16 protein-coding genes are annotated in these 18,552 nt (G+C 67.4%); 9 read left to right on the plus strand and 7 right to left on the minus strand.

The window, feature by feature from the left end:
• The first annotated feature begins 134 nt into the window (after nucleotides 1–134).
• Nucleotides 135–710 (plus strand): rhodanese-like domain-containing protein, encoded by a 576-nt coding sequence (locus AWZ10_RS25040; protein WP_010358256.1) that lies wholly within the window; start codon nucleotides 135–137, stop codon nucleotides 708–710.
• Between the two features lie 112 nt (nucleotides 711–822).
• Here the strand turns inward: AWZ10_RS25040 and AWZ10_RS25045 are convergent, their stop codons facing one another.
• Entirely contained in the window at nucleotides 823–1,104 is a 282-nt protein-coding gene (locus AWZ10_RS25045) for a metal-sensitive transcriptional regulator (RefSeq protein ID WP_010358257.1), read from the minus strand.
• Nucleotides 1,105–1,258: 154 nt separating this feature from the next.
• Here AWZ10_RS25045 and AWZ10_RS25050 point away from each other — a divergent pair, with 154 nt between their 5' ends.
• Nucleotides 1,259–1,690 (plus strand): TetR/AcrR family transcriptional regulator, encoded by a 432-nt coding sequence (locus AWZ10_RS25050; RefSeq protein WP_006379224.1) that lies wholly within the window; start codon nucleotides 1,259–1,261, stop codon nucleotides 1,688–1,690.
• A 252-nt stretch (nucleotides 1,691–1,942) separates the two neighbouring features.
• On the opposite strand, the gene AWZ10_RS25055 is transcribed toward AWZ10_RS25050, so the two are convergent.
• Nucleotides 1,943–2,950, minus strand: a complete 1,008-nt coding sequence (locus AWZ10_RS25055) for a LacI family DNA-binding transcriptional regulator (RefSeq protein ID WP_006379104.1) — start codon at nucleotides 2,948–2,950, stop codon at nucleotides 1,943–1,945.
• Nucleotides 2,951–3,289: 339 nt separating this feature from the next.
• Between AWZ10_RS25055 and AWZ10_RS25060 the strand changes: the two genes are divergently transcribed.
• From AWZ10_RS25060 to AWZ10_RS25085, 6 genes are all read left to right on the plus strand, one after another.
• Nucleotides 3,290–4,579 (plus strand): glycoside hydrolase family 1 protein, encoded by a 1,290-nt coding sequence (locus tag AWZ10_RS25060; RefSeq protein WP_010358259.1) that lies wholly within the window; start codon nucleotides 3,290–3,292, stop codon nucleotides 4,577–4,579.
• Between the two features lie 456 nt (nucleotides 4,580–5,035).
• Complete coding sequence (locus AWZ10_RS25065; protein ID WP_010358260.1) at nucleotides 5,036–6,043, plus strand: Gfo/Idh/MocA family protein; 1,008 nt, start codon at nucleotides 5,036–5,038, stop codon at nucleotides 6,041–6,043.
• A 162-nt stretch (nucleotides 6,044–6,205) separates the two neighbouring features.
• Nucleotides 6,206–8,437 (plus strand): DUF6351 family protein, encoded by a 2,232-nt coding sequence (locus tag AWZ10_RS25070; RefSeq protein ID WP_225967270.1) that lies wholly within the window; start codon nucleotides 6,206–6,208, stop codon nucleotides 8,435–8,437.
• 1,299 nt (nucleotides 8,438–9,736) lie between these two features.
• Complete coding sequence (locus AWZ10_RS25075; RefSeq protein ID WP_006378852.1) at nucleotides 9,737–10,516, plus strand: ABC transporter ATP-binding protein; 780 nt, start codon at nucleotides 9,737–9,739, stop codon at nucleotides 10,514–10,516.
• A gap of 80 nt (nucleotides 10,517–10,596) precedes the next feature.
• Nucleotides 10,597–13,107, plus strand: coding sequence for an ABC transporter permease (locus AWZ10_RS25080; RefSeq protein WP_006378563.1), 2,511 nt, complete (start codon nucleotides 10,597–10,599; stop codon nucleotides 13,105–13,107).
• A gap of 373 nt (nucleotides 13,108–13,480) precedes the next feature.
• Nucleotides 13,481–14,176 carry a Tn3 family transposase gene (locus AWZ10_RS25085; RefSeq protein WP_006378841.1) on the plus strand — a complete coding sequence of 232 codons (696 nt, stop codon included), beginning with the start codon at nucleotides 13,481–13,483 and terminating at the stop codon, nucleotides 14,174–14,176.
• Nucleotides 14,177–14,184: 8 nt separating this feature from the next.
• On the opposite strand, the gene AWZ10_RS52470 is transcribed toward AWZ10_RS25085, so the two are convergent.
• From AWZ10_RS52470 to AWZ10_RS25105, 5 genes are all read right to left on the minus strand, one after another.
• Nucleotides 14,185–14,334: a hypothetical protein gene (locus AWZ10_RS52470; RefSeq protein WP_162138053.1), complete on the minus strand. Its 150-nt coding sequence runs from the start codon at nucleotides 14,332–14,334 to the stop codon at nucleotides 14,185–14,187.
• 182 nt (nucleotides 14,335–14,516) lie between these two features.
• A complete protein-coding gene (locus AWZ10_RS25090; protein WP_006378871.1) occupies nucleotides 14,517–15,107 on the minus strand; it encodes a TetR/AcrR family transcriptional regulator in 591 nt (196 codons plus the stop codon).
• A gap of 137 nt (nucleotides 15,108–15,244) precedes the next feature.
• Nucleotides 15,245–16,258, minus strand: coding sequence for an NADP-dependent oxidoreductase (locus AWZ10_RS25095; protein WP_006378619.1), 1,014 nt, complete (start codon nucleotides 16,256–16,258; stop codon nucleotides 15,245–15,247).
• Nucleotides 16,259–16,332: 74 nt separating this feature from the next.
• The gene (locus AWZ10_RS25100; RefSeq protein ID WP_006378832.1) at nucleotides 16,333–17,244 is read right to left on the minus strand and encodes an alpha/beta hydrolase fold domain-containing protein; all 912 of its coding nucleotides are present in this window, start codon (nucleotides 17,242–17,244) and stop codon (nucleotides 16,333–16,335) included.
• 76 nt (nucleotides 17,245–17,320) lie between these two features.
• Nucleotides 17,321–18,136 (minus strand): oxidoreductase, encoded by an 816-nt coding sequence (locus AWZ10_RS25105; RefSeq protein ID WP_010358267.1) that lies wholly within the window; start codon nucleotides 18,134–18,136, stop codon nucleotides 17,321–17,323.
• Nucleotides 18,137–18,269: 133 nt separating this feature from the next.
• Here AWZ10_RS25105 and AWZ10_RS55780 point away from each other — a divergent pair.
• Nucleotides 18,270–18,552, plus strand: a 283-nt coding sequence (locus AWZ10_RS55780; protein WP_425264506.1) for a zinc finger domain-containing protein, incomplete at its 3' end; no start/stop codon positions are given.

Below are 18,552 nucleotides of genomic sequence, written 5' to 3' on the forward strand. Positions count from 1 at the left end.
ACGAGGGCCGCGACCGGCTCAGACCAGGACCAGGAGAGCTTCTCCAGCCCCACCGCGCATCTCAGGACCGCCCTCAGTCCGGCTCCCGCCAGATCAAGCTCAGCACACTCCGACACACAAGGATGACATCTGCCATGACCACACCCACGGCCCTCGCCACCGACGAGGCGCGCACCCGCCTGCACGAACTGACCATCATCGACGTGCGCACCCCGGGCGAATACGCCGGCGGTCATCTCCCCGGCGCGCTCAACATCCCCCTCGACCAGATCCGGCGCGCGCTGCCCGACATCCGTCACGCCACCGACCGCGGCGACGTCCTGGTCGTCTGCGCCTCGGGCGCCCGCTCCGAGAACGCCTGCAAGATCCTCGCAGAGAACGGCGTCACCACCGCCACCCTGTCAGGAGGCACCGGTGCCTGGGCGGCCGACGGCCACGAGCTCCACCGCCCCCAGGGCGCCTCCCGCGCCACCTGGGGAATGGAGCGACAGGTGAGGCTCACCGCAGGAGTGACCGTGCTGCTCGGCCTGCTGCTCGGCCTCGTCGTCCACCCCGCCTTCCAGCTCATCTCCGCCGGCATCGCGGGCGGTCTGGTCTACTCCGCCCTGACCAACACCTGCGGCATGGCCGCCATGCTCGCCAAGCTCCCCCACAACCGCCCCCGCGCCGCCGACCTCGACAACACACTGGCCGCACTACGCAACCGCTGAACCACACCACAAAGGGGAGGGACCTGGCTCCGGATCCCTCCCCTTTCGTATCCAGGCCATGTGGCCAACAGCTCCGAACCGGGCGGGTGATCCGGCGTCGCGGCACCACAGCTCAGGCCAGAGAAAGGAACAGCTTCTCCAGCCGAGTACGCATCTGCTCCCGGTCACCGGAAGCAGCCATGTCCGCATCGGTCAGGCAGTGCTGCAGCCCCGTGGCGATGATCGCGAAACCGGCCTTGTCCAAAGCCCTGGACGCCGCGGCGAGCTGGGTGACGACGTCCTCGCAGTCCCGCCCCTCCTCGATCATCTTGATCACACCGGCGATCTGACCCTGCGCCCGGCGCAGCCGGTTGACCACCGTCTTCAGTTCCTCAGCCGCCATCGCCAGTTCCACAACCCACACTCCTTCGGTAAGATACCCCCTTGGGTATCTTACCGAAGGAGTAACCTCACCCGGGCAAAGGAAAATCCCCGTCGCTCCACCACCACCGCCCTCAGTGCCGATCAGGCCAACGCCCGCCCGTACGAGCTGACCGTCATCGACGGAGGTGGCACGGCGCGAACGCATTCTGGAAGTCGCTGCCGAGCTGGGCGCCGATGTGGCCTACGAACGAGTGCAGATGCAGGAGGTCGCCAAGGCCGCCGACCTGGCACTCGGCACGCTCTATCGTTACTTCCCCTCCAAGGTGCACTTGTTCGCAGCGCTGTGGAAGACGCATATCGACGGCTTTGTTGAGGACTGCTGGCAATCCCCTGGGAACGATCCGGGCGCCACCGTCGGCGATCGGCTGGTGGCCCTGACCCGGTCCTTGCTGGACCGGCCCCTGCTGTGCTCGGCGATGGTACGGGCCATCGCCGTCGACTATTCCGTCAACCCCGACTACCACTTTCGGTTCGCCGAGGACAGGCTGTGCCGGGCAGTGCTACACACCCTGGGCCGGGACGCCTCTAGGCCGCCTTTAGGGAGACGATTTCCGTGAGGGCGTTTGTGGCGATCAGCGAGGTGACCGGCTCAACGACTGCGCCTCGCCTGACCGTCGCATCGTGTCGCCGGATCCGCAGTAACCAGTCGCGCCCGGGTCCTCGCGCCGACGAGGCATTGCCGTCTCGATCTCATCATCCACAATAACTAAAGCGCGTTAGTAGCGCGCGCAAGCGCCATCCTACGCCCTCACCGCGGTCGGAGGAGACAGCATCCAGCCTGCTGCGGCGCGGCGGGGCGTGATCCGAGATCAGACTGAGCGACGCTCGATCACCCGGGTGACCTCAGGACCGATAGGGACGGGCCGTCCGTCGAGGAGACTGATGATCGCCTCGACGAGATGTCGTGCGGTGTCCCGCATATCTACTGCCACCATCGTCAACGGCGGGGCTGCGAGGCGTGCGGCCGGCGAATCGACCGCGCCGATCACGGCCAGGTCCGACGGCGCGGCTAGTCCTTGCTCGCGTAGACCCGCGAGGACGGCCAAGGCTGCCACATCGTCGTGGGCGCACACGCCGGTGACGGCGGGGGTCATCCCACGCCATGCCTCGACAGCGGCTCCGGCTCCCACCTCGTCGCAGGGAACAGCCAGAGCCACCGGGCCCGGCACACCGTGCTCGGCGCAGGCTCCCTGCAGTGCTTTCAGGCGCATCTCGCTCGCCTCGGCCAGGCGTTCGTCGTGCGGGCGGGCGTAGCCGAGCCGACGGTGCCCCGCCCTGAGCAGTCGCTCGACCTGCAGCCGGGCGATGCTGTTTTCCCGGGCTCCCCAGATCCACTGCGCGACGGGGTCGGACTCGGCGGTGAGAGAGACCACGGCGCGTACGCCATTGCGCCGCATCGCGGCGACGTCATTATCGGGCAGGTCCCATGCGAGGACGGCCACGGGCGTGATGACGGTCCACACATCACCATCGGGCCTGCGGGACCACGGATGGATCACCGCAGTGAGCCCGACGGCCGCGAACTCCGCCGAGAGAAACTCGACCAGTGTGCCCAGGTCGGTCAGCGGCAACTGAGGGGGCTGATAGAGGAGCACGACGTCACTCCGGCCGCGGCTGAGCGTCCGGGCCTCCGCCGAGGGGGCATAGCGCAGCCGGGCCGCCGCTTCGAGGACGCGCTGCCGCGTCGACTCGGAGATCGTCTGCCCCTTGGTGCCGTTGAGCACGAAGCTGACAGTGGCCCTGGAGACTCCGGCCTCCCGGGCGACGTCGGAACTGGTGACCCGGCCCTCCGGCCGAGCAGCGGCCTCGCCCGCCATCCATCGCCCCTTCCGCTCTTGTGGGTGTACCACGCCTGATGTACTGTACCCGCACTCACTAACGCGCGTTAGTGAATGAATAGTCGGTAGGGCGTCCCCGTGGCCACGGGGACTCGTCATGCCGCTCCGACAACCACCCCCTAAGGGCCCTGAGAGGGGCCGGTGCCAATCCACGGCTTACCCCTGAAGGGGCACGATCGGTTCTGCTCCGTGTTCCGGCGGAGCAGAACCCACGCAGCCCGTGCGGGGTTCGAGGTCGTCCGCAGACATGCAGATTCGTTCTGCTCGACGACCGCGCGCCTGATCCCTACGAACTCAGAACCTCAGGAGCTGCTGATCGTGCCCGAACCGTTGATCTTCCCCGAGCGCTTCCTTTGGGGGGCCGCGACAGCCGCACATCAGGTCGAAGGCAACAACGCGAACAGCGACTGGTGGGAATGGGAGACCGACCCAGCGCCCAAGGCGCCCATGGCAGGGCCCTCCGGCATGGCGTGCGACCACTTCAACCGTTACAAGGACGACATCGCGCTGCTCGCGGAACTCGGACTGAACACCTACCGCTTCTCCGTGGAGTGGGCACGAGTCGAGCCCCGCCAGGGAGAATTCGACCGCGAGGCGCTCCAACACTACGCCGACATGGTCGAGACCTGCCTGACCCACGGCGTCACACCGATGATCACGCTGCAGCACTTCACGTTGCCGGCCTGGGTCACCCACGCCGGAGCCTGGACCAATGCCGAACTCCCGGCCTGGTTCACGCGCTACACCAGGCACGTGATGGAACATCTACAGAACCGTGCTCCCTACATCTGCACGATCAACGAGCCCGGCAACATGATCACGCGGGGGTATCTGGGCACCTTCCCGACTCCGCCCTTCGTCCGGAACCTCGACGCGTTCGACGCCGCAGCCTCAGGAGTGATCGCCGCACACCGCAATGCCCGAGAGGTCATCCGTGAACTCGCACCCGGCGTCAAGGTCGGCATGGCCCATGCGCTGCAGGACTGGCACGCCAATCCCGGCGGAGTCCCAGCGATGGAATGGGCTCGGGAACTCCACGAAGACAGGTTCTTCGCCGAGACCGCCGACGACGACTTCATCGGCGTCCAGACCTACACCCGCCTCGACGTCAACGCCCCCCGCATCACCAAACCCCTCAGCGCGGCGCTTCTGCGCAGCCGTCGCCTTACGCAGTCGCTCGCCCTGCCGTACCTGCGCCGCCAAGCGGCAGCCGTGTCTGCGGAAGGAGCACCCGTCGGCGAGGGCCGCCGCACCCAGATGGGATATCTGTGGGCTCCTGAGGCGGTCGAGGCCACGACCCGGCGAGTGGCGGGCCTCTTCCCCGGCAAGGAGATCGTCCTCACCGAGCACGGTGTCGCGACCGACGTCGACAGCGAGCGTATCGACTACATTCGAGCAGGTCTGCGCGTCGTGCACCGGCTGATCGGCGACGGACTGCCCATCACCGGCTACGTCCACTGGTCACTGCTGGACAACTTCGAGTGGTGGGACGGCTACGGCCCCAAGTACGGGCTCGTGGCGGTCGACCGCAGCACTCAGGAGCGGGTCGTCAAACCATCGGCACATTGGTATGGCGACGTGGCCCGGATCAACCGGATGCCAACATGAGCCGCCGCCTGGGACACGGTACGGCTACCTCGGCATGAGCCGTTCGCCCGCTGGGTGGCGTGGCCGAGTCCGCCCTCGAAGCGGCGCCGACAGGCCTTGAGGTCTTCGATACCACATGCACGCAACTGGCCCAGGGCGAGCGTCGCATACGAATATCGGCGGCGCTGAACGACCAGATCGCGCCACGCACGGTCCAGGTCACTGCGCGCGTCAGGCGGGCGACCTAATTTGCATGCGGCTGCGGAGCAGGCGTCTCGATGAACGTCATGGACTGTGGCGAACGCACCTGGCCTGGCTCCACCATCCCCGTACCGCAGGACAACCGCCCGGTCGGCCTTGGATCAGAGCCAACGACGCCAGGTGGCGGTTCGTCGCCGCCGTAGGCCGCACCCACCTCGTGGTTCCGGTGCCCACAGCGCCATCCCATGATCACCATCACAGCAACAAGGAGTTCTCATGTCGTTCCGCTGGGGCATCGCCGGCACTGGTGTCATAGCAAACAGTTTTGCGGACGCGTTGGGCCGGTTGCCTGACGCCCACTTGGTCGCCGTCGGCTCCCGCAGTCGGAAAGGGGCCGACGCGTTCGGCGAGAAGCACGGCATCGCCGCGCGACACCGGCACGCTTCGTACGAAGATCTGGCCGCCGATGACACTGTCGACATTGTCTACGTCGCATCGCCCCACTCCCACCATCACGAGCACACGTTGCTGTTCCTGAACGCGGGGCGTCCAGTGTTGTGCGAGAAGGCGTTCTCGCTGGACGCGGAGCAGGCCGCTGAAATGGTGGCTGTGTCCAGGGAACGGGGCCTGTTCCTGATGGAGGCGATGTGGAGCCGGTTCCTGCCGGCCTATGTCAAAGTCAGAGAACTGCTCGCCGAGGACGTCATCGGTGAAGTCCAGTCCCTGGAGGCCGACTTCGGCTTCCAATTCCCGGCGGACCCCGAACACCGTCTGTTCGATCGCGCGCTGGGTGGCGGTTCCCTGCTCGACCTGGGTGTGTATCCCCTATCGCTGGCCAGCATGGTGCTGGGTACGCCCGACCGGGTCACGGCGTACGGCACACTCGGCTCGACCGGCGTCGACGAGCATGTCGCTGTCCTCTCCGGGTACGACAGTGGGGCGGTCGCGCTGGCCCAGAGTTCCATGCGGGCGAACCTCGGTTGCACAGCCCGTATCACCGGCACCGAAGGTCACATCGAACTGCCGTTCCTGATGCACTGCCCGGACGAACTGACCGTGCAGACGCGGGGCACCACCGAACGCCTGAGTCTGCCCGCCGCCCGCGAGGGCGACGGCGACGACACGGCGGGCGGCGGCCTGCACCGCCAGATCCGGCACGTCCAGGAGCGGCTACGCGCAGGGGAGTTGGAGAGCGAGATCATGCCTCTGGACGAGACCGTGGCGGTGATGCGCACGCTCGACACCGTGCGCGACCAGATCGGCCTGAGCTACACCACTCACTGACGTTCCCGCAACCAGCCAGCCATACGGATGCGTTCGGGGTTACGGCCACTCCGCTGCCGTAACCGCGTCCGAGGGGATCGGTACGGATCTCCGCCGCCTGATGTGGCCCGCACCCGTGGAGCCGCTTGCGGCGTCGCTACTCAACCGAAGCCGGAGAAGCCGATGGCTCACAGTGCAGAACGGCCCCCAGGCAGGCTCACGCCACGGGCCAGAACCAGATGGCTGGTTGTTTTCGTCATGGCTTTCGATCTCATGCTGACTGGAATCGCGTACTCCGCCTCAGGGGAATCGCCTCAGATCAGGGTGCTGTCGAATCGCGCGGATCTGGTGTCCGGGGGCGACGCCCTCGTCGAGGTGGCCCTGCCTTCCGGGGGAACACCAGAGAATGTGCGCGTGGACGTGGACGGCCGGGATGTGACATCCGCTTTCGCCGTCCGGCCGGACGGCCGCTTCCTGGGCCTGGTCACCGGCCTCCAGGTCGGCGAGAACAGGATGACGGCCCGGACACAGGGGGGCGCGGCAAGCCTTACCATCACCGGCCATCCCATCGGCGGACCGCTGTTCGCCGGGCCACAGGTACAGCCGTGGGTGTGCGCGACCGAGGAGAACGGCCTCGGGAAGCCGCAGGATGTCGCGTGCAATACTCCAGCGAAGTACAAGCTCTTCTACAAGTCCTGGCTGACCGGCCAGTTCACCGCATATGATCCGAAAAGACCGCCCGCAGACCTCGCATACACAACGACGGACCAGGGCAAGCGGGTCGCGTACGTCGTACGCCGGGAACGCGGCGTGATGGACCGTGGCATCTACGACATCGCGGTGTTGTACGACCCGGCCAAGCCGTGGCAACCGTGGGCACCGCAAGGCGGCTTCAACGGAAAACTCCTTGTGCCGTTCGGCGGCGACTGCACGCCGCGGCATTCACAGGACGCACCCATGGAGAACGTTCTCAACGACACGGCTCTGTCCCGCGGGTTCGCCGTCGCGGTGTCCAACCTGAACATGCTGGGGCAGAACTGCAACGACGTGGTCTCCACCGAAGCGCTGGTGATGCTCAAGGAGCACTTCGTCGAGAACTACGGCCCGATCCGCTACACCATCGGGCAAGGCTGCTCCGGCGGTTCCATGCAGCAGCACTGGATCACCTCCAACTACCCCGGTCTGTTGGACGGCATCCTGCCCTCCTGCAGCTTCCCCGACGTCTGGTCCACGCTGCAGGAGGCCGAGGACTGTCACGTACTCGACCACCACTTCGACAGGTCTCCATTGTGGGCGTTGACCACCCACAGAACCGCGGTGACCGGCCACGCGTTCGAGACGGTGTGCCGGACACTCTGGGACAACCCGACAGGCAACGGGCAGTACTCCAAGACCTGGTTGGACCCGGACAACGGGGCCGGCTGCCTCGGCGGATTCCTGGCCGGCCACACCACTCTGGAGCCCAATCGCTCGTGGGTGTACGACGCCGAGGCAAATCCTGCCGGTGAGCGGTGCACTCTTCAGGACTACGCCGTGGCCGTCTGGGGCCGAAGGCCCGCGAGTTCATGGGGGCCGGTCGAACAACGCATCCAACGCGGTTTCGCCAACCGGCCGTACGACAACACCGGTGTCCAGTACGGCCTGAAGGCCGTCGAGTCCGGCACGATCACCGCTGAGCAGTTCGTCGACCTCAACGAGAGCGTCGGCGGGCTCGACATCGACTGGAAGTGGCAGCCGGAGCGTAGTGAAGCCGACCCTGCGGCGCTGGAAGTCGCATACCGCTCCGGTCGGGTGACCTACCCCCGCGAGGCGGCCAAGGTCCCCGTCATCGATCTGCGCTCTCCCGGCAACTGGGAGATCCACAGCGACTTCCACAGTTACGCCATGCGTGCCCGCTTCGACCAGGCCAACGGTGGCCATGACAATCAGATCATCTGGACGGGTGTGCCTCCGGTGCAAACCGACGGCGATGCCCGCGAGAAGGCGTTCCTGCTCATGGACAGATGGCTGACCCGCATCGAAGCCGACACGTCCAACGACCCGATCGAGACCAAGGTGGTGCGCGACAAGCCGGCCGACGCTGTCGACGCGTGCTGGATCGGCAACCGCAAGATCTCCGATATGTCCGTCTGCCGCGCCACCTACCCTTACTTCGGTGTGCCCCGGACTGCGGCCGGGGGCCCGACGGCCAACAACATCCTCAAGTGCCAACTCAAGGAACTCAACCGGGACGACTACACCGTCGACTTCTCCAACGCCCAATGGGGCCGACTGCGGAAGGCCTTCCCCGAGGGGGTGTGCGACTACCGCGAGCCAGGCGTGGCCCAGCAACCCTCTCTGCCGTGGCTGACCTTCTCCGGCGGGCCGGGCGGACAGCCACTGGGCGCTCCGCCGGAGTCCGCCCCTACACCCTGAAAGGCTTCCCCTCATCCGGTGCCCACGGTGTCCCGCATCCCCAGCTAAGCGCTACACCGTGGGCGCCCAGCACCCTGTACGTCTCGATGTCCCACCCGGTGTACTACTCGCCCTCGGAGACGAAGCGGCCACGCGTGTCCTGGATGATCGCCATGAGCCCGCGCTCGGCCGCGGCAACAGATTGAGAGGCCTGGCCATGAAGGAGGTCTGCTTGCCGTTCAGCAGCCGACTCGGCAGCACCGGCCATGGCCCCGTCCCACCCAGACGGTGGACGTCCGCGCGCAGCACCATCCCGTCAAGCAACATCGGCCCGGATCGCAGTAGGCTCCGTAGCCCCGGCAAGCGCCCGGTCGAACTGCCGCCGTCCTCGCCGAGGAAACCATCTGCAACCCGTGGTGGAGACGCGCACCGGCCGACGCCAGCCGCGCCTGCTGGTCATCTGTCTGCACGGCACCGGACTGTGCTACCACAAGCCCACGCCCCTCGGCCCACAGGAGCCCTGCTTCGCCGCCGCCCCGGTACCCCGTGCGGCCAGCAGACGGCGTGCTCGGCACGCAACCGGACCAGGATCTCCGCCTGGCCGGGTCCGAACAGGTCCTGATAGAGGTGCTCGGCCAGCGCGAAGCAGAAGGCGCGGTGATCCCCTATAGAGTCAAGGGTCGGTCTGCCATCATCAAGGGCGATGACGGCCAATCCACCGAGTCCGGGCCGAAGAGGCGACCACTGCGGTGTGGGCCGTGGGAATGCACAGGCTGACGACGAGGGCAGTTGGGTGTGCGGTAGACATGGCAGGGAGCCCGCTTGCCCGCCCAACCGCCCCACCTCGGCCGAACGGCCAGGAAACGAAGCGGTCGCAAGCGTCCTCGGCCGAAAGGCTGATACCCCGCGCGCGTAGGTCGCAGCCTCTGGCGCGTCTCCTGTGCGGGGATCTGCCTTGCATCAGTGAGCTCGAGGTGAGTTTGGCACCTGACCTGCGCCCTAACGTCCCGGGGTGCAGGCATGCACGCCGTGCCAATCCAGGGACACCATCCCTACCGCGTGCCAGTTTCTCAGGCTGTTTCGCTGGGCGTCATCCCAGGAGCTGATGCGACGACATACCTGAGGCTGACGAAACCCTTTCTCGCATCAGCCTCAGGTGGTCGGCAATTCAGCTGATCCGCAGGATCTGTGGGAACCGGACGATAGAGAGGTTCCCAGCGGGATGGACCCGGACTCTCGCGTCCATGGGCCTCTTGTGGCCGTTTGCACGGCCCGTGGCACGTGCCCCTCGCTGTCTCTATCCCGATCGGAGTGCTACCCATGATCACTAGCCCGTCCACCGGCCCCCGCGCCGCCGCCCCTGCCATCGCCGCCCGCGCCACTGAGCTCTCCAAGGTCTACGGACAGGGCGACACCAATGTGGTGGCCCTCGATCAGGTCAGTGTCGGCTTCGGGCAGTCCCAGTTCACCGCGATCATGGGGCCTTCGGGGTCCGGGAAGTCCACGCTGATGCACTGTGTCGCGGGGCTGGACAGCTTCTCCTCCGGCTCGGTCCGCGTCGGTGATGTCGAGCTCGGGTCACTGACGGACAGGCAACTCACCAAACTCCGCCGGGACAAGGTCGGCTTCATCTTCCAGGCGTTCAACCTGCTGCCCACCCTGACCGCGTTGGAGAACATCACGCTCCCGATGGACATCGCGGGCCGGACACCGGACAAGGAGTGGCTGGACAGCGTCATTCGGATGGTCGGTCTGTCGGGCCGGCTCAGCCACCGCCCCGCCCAGCTCTCCGGCGGCCAGCAGCAGCGCGTCGCCGTCGCCCGTGCGCTCGCCTCCAAGCCGGACATCGTCTTTGGGGATGAGCCGACCGGCAACCTGGACTCACGCTCGGGCGGCGAGGTCCTCGGCTTCCTGCGTGACTCGGTACGGGAGCTGGGCCAGACCGTCGTCATGGTCACCCATGATCCGGTCGCCGCTTCCTACGCGGACCGGGTCGTTTTCCTCGCCGACGGCCGGATCGTCGACGAGATGTACGAGCCCACCGCGGACGGGGTCCTCGACCTCATGAAGTCGTTCGAGACCCCGTTCCGTACGAGCTGAGCGGCCCGCAGCAGAGCCGACCAACCGGTACGCACCCCCTCCGTCCTCAGCTCCCCTCACTTCACCGGGATCACACCACCATGTTCCGCACAGCGCTGCGCAACGTCCTCGCGCACAAGGCCAGACTGCTGATGACCGTGCTCGCCGTCATGCTCGGCGTCGCGTTCGTCTCCGGCACTCTGATCTTCACCGACACCTACACGAACTCCTCCAGCAGCCAGAAAGCCAAGAGTTTCGCCCACGTGGACGTCCAGGTCGACCCGGACCCCAACCACTACTCCGATTCCCCCGGCATCAGTCGGAAGACGCTCGAAGAGGTCGCCCGTGTGGACGGGGTCGCCGAAGCCGCCGGGCGGGTCGACGGACTCGCCTACGTCTCCGACAGAGACGGCGGACTCATCGGCGGCGCGTTCAACTCGGGCGCCAACTACGCGCCGGGCAAGAACGGCAAGGACCCGCTCTACGCGTTCACCGAGGGTGGCGGTCCCACAGAGGCCATGCAGATCGCGCTCGACAAGGACAGCGCCGACAAGGGTGGCTACCATGTCGGCGACACCGTGCCTGTCGCTCTGACGGGTCCGGCCAAGAAGTACAAGCTCTCCGGCATCTTCACCACCGAGGACCAGCTGGTGGCAGGAGGCGGCAGCCTGGTGCTGTTCGACACACCGTCCGCACAGCGGCTCTACCTCCAGCCGGGCTTCTTCGAGAACGTCACCGTCACCGCCGCCCCCGGCGTTTCGAGCACCAAGCTCGCCGCCGCCATCGGCAAGGTACTTCCGGACTCCGCGAAGGCCGAGACCGGTCAACAACTCGCCGACGCCGAGGCAAAATTGGCGGAGGGAGACGCCTCGCTGCTCAGTGGGATACTGCTTGCCTTCGCCGGTGTCGCGCTCTTCGTCAGCGTCTTCTTGATCGCCAATACCTTCACCATGCTGGCTGCCCAGCGCACCCGGGAACTCGCTCTGCTGCGTGCGGTCGGCGCCTCCCGCAGGCAGGTCACCCGTTCCGTGCTGATCGAGGCGATGGTGGTCGGCGCGGCCGGTGCGGTCGCTGGGCTCGGGCTCGGTGCCGTCATGGCCGCCATAGCACAGTCAGTGGTCGATTTCGGCGGAGGGAAGCTCCCGGACGGGCCGCTGATCGTCACGTCGACGACTGTCCTGGTCTCAGCATTCGTCGGTGTGCTGGTCACCATGGTGGCCGCCTGGCTGCCGGCCCGTCGCGCAGCGAAGATCCCGCCGGTCGCGGCGATCAGCAGCGCACACCTGCCCTCCACCATCAGGTCCCTGATCCTGCGGAACGTGTTCGGCGGCATCCTCACGCTGCTCGGCGCGGCGGTCGTCGTCGCGGGCGCCGGGACCGGCGGCTCGCGCGGCGCGATGATCGTCGGGTTCGGTGCCTTCCTCGCGGTGATCGGTGTCCTCGTGCTGATCCCGTTGCTGTCCCGGCCGGTGATCGCGCTCGTACGGCCGCTGCTGCGGCGGGGCTTCGGTGTCTCCGGCACGCTCGCGGGCCAGAACGCCGTACGCAACCCGCGCCGTACCGGCGCCACCGCCTCCGCACTGGCCATCGGCCTCACACTGGTCAGTGCTCTGACCGTGCTCGGCGTCACTGTCGGTCAGTCCATGGACAGGATGACCACGGACATCGTCAAGGCCGACTATATGATCACGACCACTGCTGTGGACCTGGACACCTCGGCGGTCGCCGCCGTGCGCAAGCTCCCCGGCGTCAGGGCCGTGTCGCCAGAGCAGCAGTCGTGGATGCAGATCGACGGCATCCAGGAGGATGTAACAGCCATCGCCCCGGCGGAGTTCGACAAGGCACTCGACCTTCCGGTGGTCTCCGGCTCACAGGGCACGCTCGCCAAGGGGCAGATCGCCGTTGCCGAGGACGAAGCGCGATCCCACGGTTGGAAGGTGGGGGACACCCTGCCAGCGGTGTACGGGGACTCCGGCAAGAAGCGCAGGGTGACCGTCGGGGCTATCTTCGAGTCCAACGAGGTCGTCTTCCCTGTCGTCGTCTCCGCGGACGTGATCGAATCGACCCTCGCGGCGTCCCTCTCCAAGATCTACGTCAAGACGGACGGCAGCACGGACAGGAAGGCGCTCGCTGACGCCCTCCCCGGGCGCCCGGGGATCAAGATCGACGACCAGCAGGCCATCCGCAACGAGTTCAGCGGCACATACGATGCTGCGCTCAACGTCTTGTACGCACTGCTCGCGATCTCCCTGGCCATCGCGGTGCTGGGAGTGGTGAACACCCTCGCGATGTCAGTCTTCGAACGACAGCGCGAGGTCGGCATGCTGCGAGCCGTCGGACTCGACCGGCGAGGCGTGACGCGGATGATCCAGCTGGAGGCCGTGGTCATCTCCCTCTTCGGCGCGGTCATCGGCATCGGAGTCGGTTCCTTCCTGGGCTGGGCCGTCTGCGAGATCGTAAAGGCGGACATCCCCGGGTACGCGCTGGTGCTGCCGTGGGGCCGGTTCGCGCTCTTCCTGCTGCTGGCAGCGCTCGTCGGACTCCTGGCCGCCATGTGGCCGGCCCGCAACGCGTCCCGACTGAACATGCTCATGGCCATCAAGACCGACTAGACGGAGGGAATCGCCGTACGGCCGTAGGCACATCGATGTGCCTACGGCCGTACGGTTGTGTGGCGAGCACGGGGCCCCCAGGCCCAACAGGTCAGTCTTCGGTGGGTCCACTGACTCCTCCTGCACACATCCTGCGCAGCCCCCGCCTGACGCAGTCGCTCGCCCTGCCGCCCCTGCACCGCCAGGCGGAAGTCGTCTCACTGGCGGAAGACGCACCCGCACCCGCTGACGGGATCCCGCGATGCACGTAAGCGTATCGACTACATCCGAGCAGGTCTGCGCGTCGTGCACCGGCTGATCGACGACGGACTGCCCGTCACCGGCTACGTCCACTTTCAAGTGCTGGGACGGCTACCGCCCCAAGCACGGGCTCGTGGCGGTCGACCACACCACTCAGGACCGCATCGTCAAGCGCCCGGCCCGTCCATTCGTCGGATTCGCCTTCGCGCACATGCTCGGCTTCAACCTGCTGCCCCGGTTGAAGAACGTGGGCTCGGCCCGGCTGTACCGGCCGGTTGCCGGCGAGGACGAGACGTGGCCGCACCTGGCCCCGGTGCTGTCCAGCAAGACGATCGACTGGGAGCTGATCCGCCAGCAGTACGACCAGATCGTCAAATACACCACCGCGCTCCGCCTGGGCACGGCCGAGGCCGAGCAGGTGCTACGACGCTTCACCTGCGGCGGCCCGAAGCACCCGACCTACCGGGCGATCGAGGAGCTCGGCCGCGCTGTGCGGACAGCGTTCGTCTGCGACTACCTGGCCAGCCCCGAACTACGGCGGGAGATCCACGAGGGCCTGCAAGTGGTGGAGAACTGGAACTCCGCCAACCACGACCTGTTCTACGGCAAGGACGGGGACCTGACCGGCGCCGACCGCGAGAGCCAGGAGATCTCGATGCTCGCCCTGCACCTGCTGCAGGCTGCCCTTGTCCACGTCAACACCCTGCTGCTGCAGAGGTCCTGGCCGAGCCGAAGGGGGTCGAGCGCCTCGGCGATGCCGATCGGCGCGCGTTGTCCCCGCTGTTCTGGACTCACGTCAACCCCTACGGCCGGTTCGAGCTGGACATGAGCAACCGGCTAGATCTCCAGTCGGCTGTAGTCGTCCCGGGCCAGCGAGCGGACGAACCGCAGTCGGCGCCCGCCGGGGAGAGCGCCGCGCAGCGGTAGCGCCAGCGATTCCGGGTCGAAGCCGTCGGCTGCGGCTTCGACCCAGAATCCCGTGGTCACGGCCGGGCGGTGGGGAGAGCCGGGCCGACGCCGGGAACCGCTCGGAGCGGGGACGGCCGCTCATCGATCAGGCGGTGTCGATGAGCCGGCGAAGTCTCTCCCGCCCGTTCGGTCTCGGGCGCGCGCCCGCTGCCTCGGATGTCGGCTTCGCCGGGCCGGCTCGGCGAGGCTGCTGCGGCGTGTCAGCGGGACTCCTGTGCGCTGAGCAGCGTGAGGGCGTTGCGGATGCCCTCTTCGAGGAGTTCGTCGGAGAGTCGCGGGTCAGACAGGGCGCGGGAGAGCTGCAGTGTCCCGACCATCATGGCGTAGACGCTGAGGGTCTTCGTGTGCGCCGAGCGCGGATCGGCGGGCGCCAGGCGGGCGGCGATGCCGTCGATGACGGCGAGCACCCCGTCGGTGTACGCCTGCTTGGTCTCCTGCGGGCAGCGCCCGATCTCATCGAGGAGTGCGGCGGAGGGGCAGCCGTCGTCGGGGCTGTCGCGGTGCTGGGGCGACAGATACCACCGCACGATCTGCTCGAGTCCTGCGATGCCGGGGGCCGCCTGGTCGATGACGTTGGCGTACTGCGTGCGCAGCTGGTCCGCGACCGAGGCGGCCACGAGGTCGTCCTTGGACGCGAAGTGGGCGTAGAAGGCACCGTTGGTCAGTCCGGCGTCCGCCATCAGCGTCGAGATGCCCGAGCCATCGATACCGTCCTGCTTGAACCGGCGGCCGGCGGTCTCGATGATCCGCTGCCTGGTCGCCTGCTTGTGCTCTTTCCCGTAACGAGTCACGCGCTCGCTCCTTCGTGCGCCGGAAGGGTCGCCCGCTTTCCGCCGGCCTCGCCATCATATTGGATTACGAACGCACTCTAATGGTGTGCGGGCGGCGTCTTGGAGCACCGCCACGCCTTCTGCGCGGCCGGCCTGGTTCAGTCGTCGCCGGGCGTCATCGAGATCACGACCTTTCCGGCCGTGGTACGCCCCTGCTCGACGTACGCCATCGCCTCGAGCGTCCGGTCGAAGGGGAACGTCCGGTCGATGACCGGGCGGAGCCGTCCGCTGTCGTACAGGGCGCCGAGTTCACGGAGCTGGGCGCCGCTGGCCTGCATGAAGAAGAACTCATAGCGCACACCCAGGGCCTTGGCCTGCTTGCGCACCTTGCGGCTGAGCGCGTTCATGGCCACGCCCATGAACGAGGGCGCGCCGAGTTGCCTGGCGAACCCGGAGTCCGGCGGGCCGGCGACACCGATGGCCAGGCCGCCCGGCTTCAGCACAGTCAGCGACTTCTCGAGGTTCGCCCCGCCAAGGGAGTCCAGCACCAGGTCGTAGCCGGACAGCACCTGCGAGAAGTCCTCCTTCGTGTAGTCGACGACGGTGTCGGCGCCGAGGCTCCTGACCATCTCCTCGGCGCGGGAGTTCGTGGTCGTGGCCACCGTGGCACCGAAGTGCTTGGCGAGCTGGATGGCCGTCGATCCGAGGCCACCGGCACCGGCGTGGACGAGCACTTTCTGGCCCGGCACCACGTGGGCGCGCTCCACGAGGATCTGCCAGGCGGCCAGGGCCACCAGCGGCACCGCGGCCGCCTCGCGGAGCGTGAGTGACGCCGGCTTGGGCGCGACGTCGTCCTGGTCGACCGCAATGAACTCGGCAAAGCCTCCGACCCGCAGGTCGCGGGGACGTGCGTAGACCTCGTCGCCGACCGTCAAGCCGCGCACGGTCGGCCCGACCTGCGTCACGATCCCGGCGACGTCATGGCCGAGCACGAACGGAAGCTCGTACTTCAGGAGTCGTTTGAACTCCCCGTTGCGGACCATCTTGTCCAGCGGGTTGATGCTGGCAGCGCTCACCTGGACCAGGACGTCGCCGGCCCCGACGGTGGGCTCGGGAACATCAGCGGCGCGCAGGCCGCCCTTGCCGTACTTCTCGACGACGAACGCCTTCATGTCAGCCGTCCCTTCGCGTGATCTTCTCGGTTGTCTTCTCGGCGGACGATGCGCATGTCCGGGCAGCTTCCACCTCAGCGGCCGAGGTGCCGTCGAAGCCACTGGCCCATCTGCTCGATCGCCCGGTCCACCTCGGGCACGCGTCCCGCGCCCAGGATGAACGAGTGCTGGCCCTCCGGCAGCGGGCGGACCTCAGAGACGATCTTGAAGTCGGTCAGTCGGCGGCCGAAATCGGCGCCATCGCCGGCAAGCGTTTCGTGCTCGCCGTAGTGGAGGGCCGTGGGCGGCAGGCCGGTCAGGTCGGCGTTCACGATGCTGATGGCGGGGTCGGTGAAGTCCACGCCGGGGTCCTGCAGCCAAGCCGCTCGGAACAGCTCGAGGATGCCCCGGCTGAGCATCCTGTCGAGTTCCTCGTTCTCGTCCACCTTCGGGTTACTGATGGTGAGGTCGGTCCAGGGCGAGATGCTGACGACCGCGCCGGGGACTGCCTCGCCCTTGGCGAGCAGGCGCAGCGGCAGCGCGATCGCGAGGGTGCCTCCGATGGAGTGGCCGGTGCTGCCGATGTTCCGCGGCGCGTAGCCCTGAGCGAGCAGCCACCGGTAGGCGGTCTCGGCGTCGTCGATCTGCGCCGGGTGGGGATGCTCGGGCGCCAGGCGGAAGCCCACGACGAGTGAGCGGATTCCGGCCGCCTTGGCGATGTGGCCGGCGGCCTTGCGGTCCGATGCGATCGAGGCGGCGACCGATCCGCCGAAATGGAAGTGAAGCAGCGCCTTGTCGGGGTCGGCGCCCTCGGGGATGACCCACAGGGCGGGGACGCCGTCCGCGTCCACGTCGGCGTAGGTGACGCCTTCCGGCTCGGTCGATGCCGAAGCATGTGTGTCGACGATGTCGCGGACGACGGCCAGATCGAGTCCCGGCGTCGACGCCTTCGCACGCACGCTGTCGAGGAACTGCGCGAACTGCTGCGCTTCCGTGCTCATTCCCATGGTGATGCTCCTTGTCAGGTCAGAGCTGAACGCGCCTCTCGCGCGCGCTGCGGGTCGATGGGCCGGGTGCGACGTTTCAGCCGGGCATCCGGTTGAACCTGCGGATCTGCTTGTCGAACATCCCGGCGGGGACGAGGCGTCGCGCGGTGGTGATGCGTGAGGCGAGCGGTCCGGCGGTGTAGCGCAGCTTCGGCTTCGAGGCGGTGGCTGCCGTGACGATCTCCTTGGCGACGACGGCGGGGTCGTCGCCGGTCTTCATCGCCGCGGCGACCACTTCGTCGAAGACACGCCGCCGCTCCGCGTACAGCGGCAGCGGGGTGTCGGGCTGCGCGGCATTGGCATCGAAGGCGGTCCGGGTGTAGCCGGGCTCGACGAGCAGGACGCGGACGCCGTGCTCGCGGACCTCGTGATCCAGGGACTCGGAGTAGCCCTCGACGGCGTGCTTCGCGGCGGCGTAGAGGGCCATGTAGGGCTGCGGGATGACGCCGAGGACGGACGAGACGTTGACGATACGTCCACGGCCCTGGGTGCGCATGTGCGGCAGAACGGCCTTCGCCATGCGGACATGACCGAAGAAGTTGAGGTTGAAGAGGCGCTGGGCCTGGGCGACGGAGCTCTCCTCGGCGGCGCCGGCCGAGCCCAGACCGGCGTTGTTGACCAGGACGTCGATCCGTCCGAACCGTTCGATCACTTCCCGGACCGCGGCGGTGACGGATTCGTCGCTGGTCACGTCGAGGTCGAGGAAGGCCACACCGGCGGGCGGGGTGAGCCCCGAGGTGTTCCGTCCGGTTCCGATCACCTCGAACCCGGCTGTGACGAAGGCCCGAGCGGTTGCGTTACCGATCCCCGATGACGCCCCCGTCACGAGTGCTACCGGCCGTTGTGTCGCCATGACGGACTCCTTACACATTGAATTTCGATCGTATGGCTTACTGTCGTAATGTTATTGCGGGGCGGAGTGGATGGCAAGGCCGCTCCGAAGGCGCCGGCATCTCCGGCCTGCCCGTCTCATCCAGAGCTCTCTCATGAACAGTCCTTTGCGCGAGCAAGATCAATCGCGGGCCGCCGGACCCCCGCCGATCCCGGGTTCGTTCGCAGAACCCGTTCTCACTAAGAAGCAGGACGGGCCTCCTTCTGAGACTTGCATTGTGCGAAGATCCGGGCCCGTGACGGACCCTCGGCTTCCTTCCTCAACCGACCGGTCGGACGCCGACGACGCCGAACAGCACGCCTGTCCGAAGTGCGTCGCCCAGCCCGGTTCCCCGTGCCGCTCGCGCGGCGGCGCGGTCGCCTCCGCCTACCACACCC

The sequence above is a fragment of the Streptomyces europaeiscabiei genome (assembly GCF_001550375.1).
Lineage (GTDB): Bacteria > Actinomycetota > Actinomycetes > Streptomycetales > Streptomycetaceae > Streptomyces > Streptomyces europaeiscabiei.